This is a genomic window from Peribacillus sp. Aquil_B1 (genome assembly GCF_022603275.1).
Lineage (GTDB): Bacteria > Bacillota > Bacilli > Bacillales > DSM-1321 > Peribacillus.
Genome location: NZ_JAKXEE010000003.1, coordinates 69,762 through 82,238, shown reverse-complemented (window position 1 = coordinate 82,238; position 12,477 = coordinate 69,762). Strand labels below are relative to the sequence as shown.

Sequence of the window (12,477 nt, the reverse complement as noted above, 5' to 3'; positions counted from 1 at the left end):
CAAATTACGGTAAATGATAAAAGCCCTCCGGAAGATGTCGGAAGGCTTTTAGTGCTGAGTCACGTATCCTGAATGGACTTCATGCTCGATGATTGATTATATGCCCGTTTGAGCTTCGTTATTCCTTTATTTTTTCTTAAACCCTTCTCCGTACATTGAAGTTATCACTAATTAGCAGCCAGTTTTGAGGGAAGGCTAAGCCCAGCTTCCAATAACTCATCCCCCTTAGGTTCAATTCTTTGAGTAAATCGAATTTTGCCTGAATGGATCTGGCATCTTCAAACCATACCTCATGCTGCCTATCCTCAATATCGGTATAATTGAAGTGCGGGGCCTGTGCGGTTTCATCATACTCGATGGAAACATCATTGTCCGCAGCAATCTGGATGGCCTGCTGCGGACTCACGGCCCTGGCGGTGGTTCCCTGTACAAAAGGGAGGGTCCAATCATAGCCATATAGATTTTGCCCCATCAGGATCTTGTTGGATGGAATATCGGTGACGGCATATTCGAGAACATCCCGAACAGGTCCGATAGGTGAAACTGCCATTGGGGGTCCGCCGCTATATCCCCATTCATATGTCATGATGATGACGAAGTCGACGATTTCACCATGTGCTTTATAGTCATGGGCCTCATACCAACGGCCTTTTTGCTCAGCACTTGTTTTAGGGGCCAAAGCAGTGGAAATGAACCATCCTTCCTTCTTGAAGCGATCCCTGGCTTTTCGGAGAAATTGATTATAGGCTTCTCTGTCGGCCGGCCGTAAATACTCAAAGTCAAAGTGGATATCGCGGAAACCATATTTCTTTGCCGTTGTAACGATATTGTTCAGGAACTTATTCTGAACGGAAGTATTCGTTAAGATGATACGCCCGAGTTCATCGCTGAATTGGTCATTCTCCTGATTTGTGATCACCATCATCAGGACATTTTTATTTTCCCTGGCGATGGCAGGGAATTCATTGAGTAATGGCTCTTTTAAGGAGCCGTCCCGCAGCGCCTGGAAGCTGAAAGGGGCTAAGTAGGTTAAATAGGGCGCAGCTTCCCTGGCGGCCGTCTCAAGGGCCGGTGCAACCGTCGTACCCCTCGGCTCGACATAGCCGTTGAATTCTGCTGTCCTTTTCTTCCGAGCCGGAATATAGAGCCGGTATCCAACGGATAGGACTTGATTTTCGGAAATGCCATTTATATTTGCCAATTCTTGAACAGGGACATCAACCCTTTGCGAAATGGAATAAAGACTATCACCCGGTTGAACGAAATAATAACTGCCGACGATTGGAATGACAAGAGCCTGCCCCGAAACAAGATTATTTGGGTTAGGGATCTTGTTTGATTCAACGAGCCTGTCAACGGTTACGCTGTATGTCTGGGCGATGCCATATAACGTCTGGCCTGGCCTAACCACATGTATTTGCAATTTCTTTTCCCTCCTACTGAAAGTTTCCTAACAGTTTATGAGCATAAAAAGAAATTCATGATAAAGAGCTTATGGTTGAGAGAAACACAGATAAAAAAATACAATAAATTGGCAATAATAATTTAAGCTTAAAATGCTAATTAATATTAGTAGGAGGTGAAAACACATGGCAAACAACAATAACAGCAATCAACTTTTAGTATCTGGTGCAGAACAAGCTCTTCAACAAATGAAAAATGAAATCGCTAGTGAATTTGGTGTAAACCTAGGTGCTGACACTACTTCTCGCGCTAACGGATCTGTTGGTGGGGAAATCACAAAACGTTTGGTTCAAATGGCTGAACAACAACTAGGCGGTTCAAACTTTTCTCGTTAATTAATTGAATAAATATGGATTTGAAAGAGAAGGAGCATCGCTCCTTCTCTTTTGCATTGTTCAGCCATGTGACTGCCAAGCTTTTAAAATCTTGATTGCCTTTTCAGGGAAATCGGTCATGATGACGTCGACTCCCAACTCTGCCATCTTGACGATATCGGCTTCATCATTGGCGACCCAAGGCCGGATTTTATATCCAAGCTTTTTCGCTTTTTCTTTAACTGCTGGAGTCAGGCTCTTTTTATCTGGATGAAAACCCGATTCTTTTTTATTACGTAAGATTTCTTCGAAGTTTTCAGGAAGCCCCTCGAACAATAATGCACGTTCAAGGTCTGGGGCAAGCATCTTCACTTTTTCAATGGATTGATGGTTGAAGGAAGAGAGGATCACCCGATTTTCCATTCCGTATTGACGAATTAAATCAATGATCTTCTGTTCGATTCCTTCGTAAGCGAGTTTATCCGTTTTGATTTCGATATTCATCAATAAAGCATTTCCCATAGCCCAGTCGAAAACGTCCCTTAAAAAGGGAATCTGCTCCCCAAGGAATTCATTGGAAAATTTGCTTCCGGCATCAGCCGTTTTCAGTTTTTGGGCTGAATGATCCTTTACATAACCAGTAAGGGTGGTCGTTCGATCAAGTGTTTCGTCATGGATGATGACCAATTCCCCGTCATAACTGAGGTGGACATCGAACTCGATTCCTTCGGCGCCGATTTCTGCCGCCTTTTGGAATGCTGCCATGGTATTTTCAGGATGCGTCCCCTTGGACCCTCTATGAGCGAAAATAAGTATGTTTTGCAAAATCATCACTTCCCCTTTAAACTTTATCTTGAACCCTATCATACATGTATCACTAAATTGTTTCAGCAATGTTTAATAGACAATATTTTAAACAACGAGTAAAATACATATGATATTTCCATAAATAGGTGTTCGAATTATGAGGTGAATAAAATGAATATGTGGGAAATTTTTGTTGCAGTTATCCTTGGTCTTGTAGAAGGATTAACTGAATTTGCTCCTGTATCGTCTACAGGGCATATGATTATCGTCGATGATTTATGGCTGAAATCAACTGAGCTTTTCGGGAGTGAAGTAGCCAATGCCTTTAAGGTGGTCATCCAGCTTGGTTCGATACTCGCCGTTGTCGTGCTCTTCTGGGGACGTTTCATGGACTTGCTTGGTTTAAGGAAGCTGAAAGGCACATCTGCTGTAAAAGGCCCAAAGCTTAACCTATTGCAGATCTTTGTCGGATTGTTACCTGCTGGCGTTTTAGGTCTATTATTCGAAGATTACATTGATGATCATTTATTTACGATGAAGACAGTTATCGTCGGATTGTTCTTGGGTGCATTTCTGATGATTGCTGCGGATAAATTCCGTCCAAAGCTGACTGCAGAAACGGTTGACCAAATCACTTATAAACAAGCTTTCGGTGTAGGGTTGATTCAATGTTTGTCACTATGGCCAGGATTCTCGCGTTCAGGCTCGACCATTTCCGGTGGAGTGCTTTTGGGAATGAGCTATCGGGCTGCTTCCGATTTCACGTTCATCATGGCCGTACCGATCATGGCTGGTGCCAGTCTGTTGAAAATTGTGAAATACTGGGAACACTTCACACCTGAAGTTCTGCCATTCTTTATTGCAGGTTTCATCAGTGCATTTATCTTTGCATTATTCTGTATCCGCTTTTTCTTGATTTTAATCAATAAAGTTAAATTGACTCCTTTTGCCATTTACCGGATTGTCTTGGCGGTTGTGCTTCTATTCATTATATGGTAATACGAAATGAAGCTTGAAAGAGGAGAGGAACCATCCCGTTGATTCGGGGTGGTTTTTTGTGTGTCCGAAAATAAGTAGGATTGCCATAAAATCATTAACGAATGATAATTTAGTTTTGTGGTTTTTAATTCGTTATTTTAATGTTAAATATCAATAATTCTTTTTATGATGAAAAAATATTCGGTTTTTAGTGCAGTTTCAGACATAATTAGTAAAAAAAATATAAATGTAATAAAGCTCCCTGAGCGTAATGATACCAACGTGTTTGGATATTTTTTGCAATATTCAAATGATTACATAAACTATTTCCGTATAATTTATATGATATAATTTTAGTATAAATAAAGTACATGTGTACACCTGGGGAGGACAACATGGGAAATGACCAATTGAAGAAAACGATTGGCTTTTGGGTTGGAACATCTATTGTAGTTGGAACGGTTATCGGTTCTGGTATATTCATGAGACCTGGTGACGTGCTTGAGTTAAGCGGTAATTCCACCATGGCCTTATTAGCTTGGCTGATAGGCGGTCTCATTACCCTTGCAAGCGGGTTGACGATTGCCGAAGTGAGTACCCGGATTCCTAAAACGGGCGGCTTATATGTCTATATGGAAGAAGTGTACGGAAAAGCATGGGGATTCCTATGCGGCTGGGTTCAGACATTGGTATATGGACCTGCAGTCATGGGTGCACTTAGTTTATACTTCGGCATATTAGTTGCAGGAATATTTAATATCGCTTCAGGCTACACTTTGGCAATAGGGATTTTTACGATTGTATTCATAGCAGGCATGAATCTTCTGGGAACAAAATACGGCGGTATTATCCAAACCATATCGACCGTTGCTAAATTGATCCCAATCATTTTCATAGCTGTGTTCGGTATCACGCAAGGTGATATGCCTGTATTCAATATCAGTAGTGAAAGTTCAATGAAAATCAGTATGGCCGGTGCGATTTTGGCTACGCTTTGGGCGTATGATGGCTGGATGAATGTCGGCTTCATGGCAGGGGAAATGAAAAACCCGCAGAAAACGCTGCCGCGAGCAATCATAACGGGATTGGTTGTGGTCATGGTCGCTTACTTGGCTGTGAACCTTGCGATGCTTTCTGTATTGGGAGCAGAGGGAGTCATAGCTCATGGTACGAATGCCGCGAACGTTGCGGCCACGATGCTATTCGGTGAATTGGGCGGGAAATTGATAGCAATCGGAATAGCGATTTCAATCTTCGGTTGCTTGAACGGAAAGCTTTTGACCTTTCCGCGCATTACCTTGGCGATGGCGACTGATAAAATGATACCAGGCCATGAACAAATCGGAAAAATATCGCCCAAGTTCAAAACGCCTATAAATGCCACGGTATTGCAAGTGATCATTGCAATCATCATGATGGTTGCAACAGACCCTGACAAACTTACCAATATGGCCGTATTCTCTGTCTTCTGTTTTTATGGATTAGCCTTCTTCGCGGTCTTCATCTTACGCAGAAAAGATCCGGATGCGAAAACGTATAAAGTGCCATTTTACCCATTCATCCCCATCGTGGCGATTGCTGGTGCAATATACATTGTTTTAAGCACCTTAATCCAAACACCTTTAAATGCTCTGTACTCGGTGATCATCCTCATTATAGGAATGCCTGTGTACTGGCTCCTTAAAAAAAGTGAGCGGAATGATAAACGGTCATATTAATGAAAAACCCTTCACTGCATGCCAGTGAAGGGTTTTTTTTGAGAATTGCTGGAACATAACTTTCCCTTTGGACAAAAGTGACGAAATAGACAACTCGCGAAGTTCGTATTAACATAGGGGGAAAGTTAAATAGTGAAGGGTCTGAACAACAGTGAATTATATCGAGCCTGCTGGTAAATCATTCAGGAAAACAATCTTGGCTTTATTTCTTGGTAGCTTTGTAACGTTTGCGGATCTGTATAGTACCCAACCGGTCATTCCGGTTTTCGCAAAGCAATTCGGAGTCTCACCTGCAATGGCAAGCCTTACATTATCTTTCGCAACAGGAACGCTTGCACTCTGTTTATTGCTTGTTTCTTTTTTCTCAGAAAATATCGATAGAAAAAAAATAATGGGGACGGCGCTCACTCTGTCTGCTTTGTTATCCATATGTGTCAGCTTCATCCAGGATGATCTATACATCCTGATTGCGATACGGGCGATTCAAGGAGCTGTGCTTGCAGGTTTCCCGGCCATTGCGATGGCCTATATCAATGAAGAGTTTCATCCGAAAAGCCTTGGCTATGTAATGGGGATCTATGTGAGCGGTTCGAGTATCGGCGGATTGGCTGGAAGGCTGATTGTCGGCGTGCTGACAGACCATTTTTCATGGAACATAGCGATTGGAAGCCTTGGAGCTTTAAGTTTGATCATCAGTCTGGCATTTTGGTGGATGCTTCCGCCTTCACAGCATGCCGTCCGCGCAGGAGTCTCATTGTCGAGAATCAAAACCTCCCTAATCAATAACTTAAGGAATAGCGGACTAGTACTCTTATTCGGCATGGCCTTCCTATTGATGGGCTCGTTCGTTACCGTTTATAACTTTGTGGGTATTCCATTAATGGGACCGCCATATCATTTATCACAAACATTGATTGGCTTCATTTTCATAATCTATCTTGTGGGGACATTTAGTTCTACATGGATGGGAAAGCTCGCCGATCAATATACTCGGAGGATTGTACTTCTTACCGGAATCGCAATCATGCTAATGGGCGCCCTTTTAACCTTATTGGATCCGCTTTTGCTGAAAATAATGGGGCTTGCCCTGTTTACATTTGGCTTTTTCGGAGCCCATTCCATTGCGAGCAGCTGGGTCGGCAGTTTGGCAGATAAGAGTGAAAAGGCACAAGCATCCGCATTATATCTCCTGTTTTACTATGCGGGATCAAGTATAGTGGGGGCATCAGGCGGTTTATTCCTGATGAAGTTCGGCTGGGGAGGGGTCATCTCGGCTGTATCGATCCTGATCATCCTGGCTGCCGCTTGTGTGATGATCGTTGAAAAGAAAATCGTTAAATAAAGTTTATCTTTTTTATCATGTTTTTCCGGAATCCTGAATATAATCTGGTGAAAATGGATATTGAATAATAGATTGATAAGAGAAGAGGGTAATAGATAGAGTGAAACGAAAAGCAGTAATTCTCATTGGGTTAATAGCCGTTTTAATTATATTATTCGTTGTGTACTTAACAAGTCCTGGGAGATTGCAAAAGGTGCAGATAGTTGAAAAATACTATCCGCATTTCTCCGATGGCAAGGCAGTCGGTTTTAAGACGAACGAAGTCATTGATGTGACGGAAACCGAAGAGGGATCCAATTGCGCAATGAAATTCGACAATGGGAAAACGTTGGAAATTGATTGTGACCGTTATTTAACATACAAAATTGATGAAACAGTCTATATTACCACTGAAGGAAACCATGTGAAGGAAATTCGGAGAAAAAGGTAGTGGCTTTTCAATAGTTAATGACGGAAGAGCTGGGTTTGCTTAATAAACAAACCCGGCTCTTTATTTTTATCCACTCAAAAACCCAGACCATTTTGGACTGGGTTTTTTCATTTTTTATCTTTGCTTTTACTTTTATCCTTTTTATTACGCCGAAGTACATCCAAGATTCTTCGGCTGTTATTTTTACTGTTTATGAGTTCTACTAGATCGCTCATGTTTTCAGATTCGAAGTCTTGTTGATCTTTTTTCATGATAATCCCTCCAAGTCATATATCATAATACCCTTATAAAGAAAAGGGTAAACGTCTATTATCATATTGGTAATAGAAGGATTTTATATCCTTAACCATTCATTATTTGATAAAATGTGATAAAAGCCCTGTATGGGAGGTCTACATGGAAGAATTAAGAATGATCGGTGAAAAAATTGAAAAATTTAAATATATCTTAGTGGAGCATATCGAGTTGTTTGAAGAAGAGGAACCGCTCTATGATTTTGAAACCAGTAAAGAGGTACGGTCAAAGCTTATTCAAATTCATGCAGATGCCTTGATTCATGGAAAGGCACAAGCAATGGAAAGTATGAAAATAACGGGTATGGAAATAGGTAAGCGCATCGTGGATATGGGCATTCCTTTAGATAAGAATATTGAGGAAGCTCAGCTTGTGCGTAACCTTTTCTGGAGTTTCATTGAAGAAGAAGTAAGCAATCGCTATTACTCGATTGAAATTCTGCTAAAGGCAAGCTCGATAATTGATGCAATCCTGGACCAGTTCATACACTGTGTGAGTATCAGTTACGTGAATCATTATAAAGAAATGGCGAAAATGGCAAACGATTCTTTGCAGAAGATAAAAGAAAACCAAGAAGTCATGGAAGAATTGTCCACCCCGATTGTTCAGACCGTATTAAAGGATGTGCTGCTCTTACCATTGATCGGACGAATTGACGATTGGAGAATGGAGTCGATGCAATCGACGGTACTGCAAAAATGTGCAGATCTGCATGCAGAAGTATTAATCATGGATTTTTCCGGAATTACCTTTACGAAGGAAAGCAACATGCTCTCCCTGCTGGATCAATTAGTGGGGGCACTGGCGTTGATGGGTACGGAAACGATGTTTGTCGGCTTTACACCTGATGCAGTGAAAGAGATCGTCAAACTTGATTTCGTAAATCAGGTAAAAGCCTTCCTATCATTCAGGCAGGCACTGCAATATCTGTTTAAACAAAGAGGGCTGGCTCTTAAGCCAGTATGATGGAGGTATCCTTTTTAGGGTATCTTTTTTTTCTATGTCATGTAGTTCCCAGGAAGCTTTCATACTTTATCGTCCATCAATATTTCTTCATGATATAGTTAATGGCGTGAGGGCATGTTGATTTTCATTTAAGTAACGTGAATAATGTAAAGCGTGTAAGGAAGGTGGACGAAGAGTGTTTTTCAAGAAAAAGGGCGAACCTGATCATAACGAAAAATGGTATTGTGTAGGAATCATGACGGATAAAGGGTTGGAGGACGAAGAATATGATGTTTTGTCCAAACGAATCCTCGACTCGGTCCAAAATGTCTCGGTCATATCGGACTTGGTAAGGGTCGAATGGGACCGGGATAAATTGCGAGCCTTGAACGAGCGTTTTCGGGACCCCTCATTTTCCGACCCATGTTTTATCATTAATGAATTCATACCAGAGGATATAAAAAAGGAAAGAAAACTTCTCGAGAAAACTCATAAATGGAAGAGGCTACTTGGTCTCCTCTCTCCGATAGAATACATGGAAGCCGAGACGAAGGCGGCCCATGACTTTGATAAAGCTCTCTTTTATACAGACGATGTAGATAAAGTCATTGAATACATTATTGCAAATAGCTAGCATCCCTGCCACACCGATACATTGTATCGGTGTTTTTGCATTGATTTAATGTTTATCGGAGCAATTTCGCAGTAGTAATTCGACTAGTGGGGAAAATCCTGGCCTTGTGTGGTAGTCGACCTTGCGCAGGAAAAATTCGTCCTTGAACCTTTCCAGCCTTACTGAAATAAAAAGAGAGAATGTAAGGATGTTGGTAGGAAAGATGGGTGGAAACGCGGAATATCTTAAATAGAAAGAAAGAGAGTTTTATGGGGAGAGAGGGAGATGAATCGATGGAAGTTGCCGTACCTCAGCAAAAGCCAAAACGGAAGTGGAGAAAGCGGGTGCTATGGAGTTTTGGAATCGTGATGATACTTTTGCTGTCTGTTTTGATTGCTGCAAATGTATTTCTTTCAAGGTCCTTGCCGGTAACGAAGGGGGAAATATCGCTTCCAGGTCTTTTGAAACCGGTTACGGTAGTGAGGGATTCAAGCGGGGTCCCGCATATCAAAGCAGCGAATGAACATGATTTGTATTTAGCCCAAGGGTATATCCAAGCACAGGATCGTTTATTTCAAATGGATTTAAGCAGGCGTCAGGCTTCTGGAAGATTGAGTGAAGTGATTGGTGAGAAAACCGTCAAAAACGATAAGTATTTCCGTACACTAGGGTTGAGGCGGGCGGCTGAAGCCTCTTATGCAGCATATACTAGTGACGGGAAAGAAGCCTTGGATGTGTTTGCCGAGGGGGTAAATCTTTATATCAATGAATTGAAGGAGAGTGGGAAATGGCCGGCGGAGTTCACACTGCTTGGATACGAACCAGAGCCGTGGACACCCGTCGATTCGCTGACCATCGGTAAATATATGGCATTTGATTTAGGCGGGAACTGGGAAGATCAGGCGTTTAGGCAGTATTTGCTGCAAACGTTCCCAAAGGAAAAGGCATATGATTTATTCCCTAATTATCCAAAGAGCGCTCCATATATCATCAGCAAGGAAGAACTGGATATTGAAAGAAGTTTTGCCGGGGCCGTAATTCCTTATGAATTCAACGGCAGCAATAACTGGGTAGTTTCAGGCAAGAAAACGGATTCCGGTCAGCCGTTATTGGCCGATGATCCCCATCTGGGATTAGCTACACCGTCCGTTTGGTATCAAATGCATTTGGAGGCCCCGTCGGTCAATGTGAGCGGTGTTATTTTTGCCGGTATTCCGGGAATCATCCTCGGTCATAACGAAAAGGTGGCTTGGGGTGTGACCAATACCGGTCCGGATGTACAGGATCTTTATATTGAGAGGAGAAACCCGGAAAATGAGAAAGAATTCTCCTACAAAGGTAACTGGGAAAAAGCTGAAATTTTGGACGAACCCATCAAGGTGAAGGATGGGGAAACACTCGACTATAAAGTGACGGTTACCCGCCATGGACCGGTTGTCTCCGAGTTTGCCGGGAAAAGCGGAAAAGATACTGTGCTTGCATTAAGGTGGACGGCACTCGATCCATCTGCCGAGCTTGAAGCGGTACTGAATATGAATAAAGCGGGAAACTGGAAAGAATTCGAAAAGGCCCTCTTGCAATTCGAAACACCGGCCCAGAATTTCGTCTTTGCCTCAGTCGACGGGACCATTGCCTATAAGGCGAATGGGAAAATCCCAATCAGGAAAAAAGGCGATAGTATGCTGCCTGTACCTGGCTGGACTGATGAATTTGAGTGGAAAGGCTATATTCCCTTTGATGAACTTCCAAAAACGGTGAATCCGGAAGAGGGATTCATTTCGACAGCGAATAATAAAGTCATCTCAGATGATTATCCTTACCACATCAGCAATAACTGGGCACAGCCGTACCGTCAGATGAGGATACAGGAGTTTTTAAAAGCCAATAAAAAGCTTACGGCCGAGGATATGCAAAGCCTGCAGATGGATACAGTGAATTTGCAAGCCAAGGAGTTCGTTCCTCAATTCGTAGAAGTATTGAAAGGTCCATGGGGGAAACAGGAAGACCAGGCACTAACGATTCTGAAAAAATGGAATCATATTGATGCCGTTGATGAAGCGGCACCGATGATTTTTAATGTCTGGATGCGAAAAATAGGTGATGTTCTGCTTAAGGAAGAAATACCTGAGGAAACCCTCAACCTCTTTAATGGAAGGCGTTCGGCCGTAGATGAACTACTAAGGAGGGCACTGGACGGTAAGCCGGGCCCTTGGATTGAAGAGGCGGGCGGACTTGAGCAAGTGCTTGCCAAGTCGCTGCAGGAGACCTTAACGGAACTTGAAGAATCACAAGGTGACGATATAGCCGATTGGGAATGGGGAGACTATCATCAGGTCAGGTTTAACCACCCGCTATCGAGTGTCGCCCCATTAAATTATTTATTTAACAGCGGCGGCGGAATGCCGGTAGGGGGCAGCAGTGTCACCGTACAGGCGGCTGCATTTTTAGATGATGGAACCGTTAATCATGGCGGCTCCTGGAGATTTGTCATCGACCTAGCCGACATGAATCAAGGATATCACCTCGTTGGCCCGGGTCAATCAGGTAACGTGAAAAGTGAGTGGTATCACGATCAGCTTGATGATTGGGCAGAAGGTACTTATCATAAAACCACTTTAGACGATCCAAAAGGTGATACGCTGACATTGAAACCAACATACTGATATTCAGAAAAAAAAGTACCAAGCCCAGCATTCTTGCTCTGGACTTGGTACTTTTTCAATGTTTTTGCTTAGTAAGGAATTCTGCAAGGAACTCCTCAAAATTAGGGGCCTCGATTGCCGCGATTTTTTCATATGATTCAATGATCTTGAGTTTAATTTCTTGCTCCAGATCATTCCGGTCTTGATAGTTCGTGTTTTTTAACGATTTTTTTATTTTAGGATTCAAAGAGTCGATTAGATCCAACAATTCTTCTTTTGACAGTTTTTTATCCACAATGGCTTTTCTCCTTTCTAACATATACCTCATCCATATAGTGCTTTCGCAGTTTTTTTAAAGCTTGTTTACGGATGCTTGAGATATTCTGTGGCGACTCATTGAAATATGCAGCAATTTCCTTGTTTGATAGGCCGTAGGAAAAGATCATGGTGAGCACCAGACTTTGTTTGGTTGTTAACTTTTTCAAGGCTTTTATCATCTCTTCATCACTTATGTGTGAAGCGAGGTCATTCGTTTCCCCCATCTTTTCAAGTTGACCGTCCATCGTACCGATTCGATCGATCAATCCGCCAGTATCCCTTGGTGTCGCATCAAGGACCATTCGATAGCGTTCCCGCTGTTTCCGTGCCCTTTTATCAAAATCAACAGAGAAAAAGTAAATTAAGGAGCACATGTATTTGTAAACTTTAGCCCGGTAATAGAAAATTTTGAAAGTCTCGTTGAGATGGCAAATGTTGTGGGAAGAAGGGGAATCAAGAGTTTCCGTGAAAATCTTTAAATGCTCTGGGTTCTGTAAAAATACTTGAATGATCGGTTGTTCAAAGAAAGATGAGTACTGTTGTTGCAGAAACTCCAATGAATGAGAAAAAAAATGAGAAGTCAATTGGTTCATTGTTATCCCTCCTTTAATT

Annotated in this window: 13 protein-coding genes; 8 read left to right on the top strand and 5 right to left on the bottom strand. The window is 42.2% G+C overall.

All coding sequences use genetic code 11. The annotated features are described in order from the left end of the window. Positions 1–136 precede the first annotated feature (136 nt). Complete coding sequence (locus MPH60_RS18525) at positions 137–1,423, bottom strand: glycosyl hydrolase family 18 protein (RefSeq protein WP_241592815.1); 1,287 nt, start codon at positions 1,421–1,423, stop codon at positions 137–139. A 166-nt stretch (positions 1,424–1,589) separates the two neighbouring features. On the opposite strand from MPH60_RS18525, the gene MPH60_RS18520 reads away from it, so the two are divergent. Then, entirely contained in the window at positions 1,590–1,799 is a 210-nt protein-coding gene (locus tag MPH60_RS18520; protein ID WP_034310322.1) for an alpha/beta-type small acid-soluble spore protein, read from the top strand. 60 nt (positions 1,800–1,859) lie between these two features. On the opposite strand, the gene MPH60_RS18515 is transcribed toward MPH60_RS18520, so the two are convergent. Then, the gene (locus tag MPH60_RS18515; protein ID WP_241592816.1) at positions 1,860–2,603 is read right to left on the bottom strand and encodes a glycerophosphodiester phosphodiesterase; all 744 of its coding nucleotides are present in this window, start codon (positions 2,601–2,603) and stop codon (positions 1,860–1,862) included. 153 nt (positions 2,604–2,756) lie between these two features. Between MPH60_RS18515 and MPH60_RS18510 the strand changes: the two genes are divergently transcribed. The 4 genes from MPH60_RS18510 (at position 2,757) to MPH60_RS18495 (ending at position 7,053) form a co-directional block, all read left to right on the top strand. Further along, entirely contained in the window at positions 2,757–3,584 is an 828-nt protein-coding gene (locus MPH60_RS18510) for an undecaprenyl-diphosphate phosphatase (protein ID WP_272492834.1), read from the top strand. A gap of 374 nt (positions 3,585–3,958) precedes the next feature. After that, positions 3,959–5,281, top strand: a complete 1,323-nt coding sequence (locus MPH60_RS18505) for an APC family permease (RefSeq protein WP_241592817.1) — start codon at positions 3,959–3,961, stop codon at positions 5,279–5,281. Positions 5,282–5,432: 151 nt separating this feature from the next. Continuing rightward, on the top strand, positions 5,433–6,623 hold the full coding sequence (locus MPH60_RS18500) for an MFS transporter (protein WP_241592818.1): 1,191 nt from the start codon (positions 5,433–5,435) through the stop codon (positions 6,621–6,623). Positions 6,624–6,723: 100 nt separating this feature from the next. Further along, on the top strand, positions 6,724–7,053 hold the full coding sequence (locus tag MPH60_RS18495) for a hypothetical protein (protein ID WP_241592819.1): 330 nt from the start codon (positions 6,724–6,726) through the stop codon (positions 7,051–7,053). Between the two features lie 107 nt (positions 7,054–7,160). Here MPH60_RS18495 and MPH60_RS18490 read toward each other — a convergent pair whose 3' ends face one another. After that, entirely contained in the window at positions 7,161–7,304 is a 144-nt protein-coding gene (locus MPH60_RS18490) for a hypothetical protein (protein WP_241592820.1), read from the bottom strand. A 145-nt stretch (positions 7,305–7,449) separates the two neighbouring features. Here MPH60_RS18490 and MPH60_RS18485 point away from each other — a divergent pair, with 145 nt between their 5' ends. From MPH60_RS18485 to MPH60_RS18475, 3 genes are all read left to right on the top strand, one after another. After that, positions 7,450–8,313 (top strand): STAS domain-containing protein, encoded by an 864-nt coding sequence (locus tag MPH60_RS18485; protein WP_241592822.1) that lies wholly within the window; start codon positions 7,450–7,452, stop codon positions 8,311–8,313. 175 nt (positions 8,314–8,488) lie between these two features. Continuing rightward, on the top strand, positions 8,489–8,926 hold the full coding sequence (locus MPH60_RS18480) for a hypothetical protein (protein ID WP_241592823.1): 438 nt from the start codon (positions 8,489–8,491) through the stop codon (positions 8,924–8,926). A gap of 272 nt (positions 8,927–9,198) precedes the next feature. Next, on the top strand, positions 9,199–11,568 hold the full coding sequence (locus MPH60_RS18475) for a penicillin acylase family protein (RefSeq protein ID WP_241592826.1): 2,370 nt from the start codon (positions 9,199–9,201) through the stop codon (positions 11,566–11,568). Positions 11,569–11,623: 55 nt separating this feature from the next. Here MPH60_RS18475 and MPH60_RS18470 read toward each other — a convergent pair whose 3' ends face one another. Both MPH60_RS18470 and MPH60_RS18465 read right to left on the bottom strand, forming a co-directional pair. Then, positions 11,624–11,842, bottom strand: a complete 219-nt coding sequence (locus MPH60_RS18470) for a hypothetical protein (RefSeq protein WP_241592828.1) — start codon at positions 11,840–11,842, stop codon at positions 11,624–11,626. Then, the gene (locus MPH60_RS18465; protein WP_241592830.1) at positions 11,835–12,458 is read right to left on the bottom strand and encodes a sigma-70 family RNA polymerase sigma factor; all 624 of its coding nucleotides are present in this window, start codon (positions 12,456–12,458) and stop codon (positions 11,835–11,837) included. The genes MPH60_RS18470 and MPH60_RS18465 overlap by 8 nt, the downstream gene beginning before the upstream one ends. Positions 12,459–12,477: the final 19 nt, after the last annotated feature.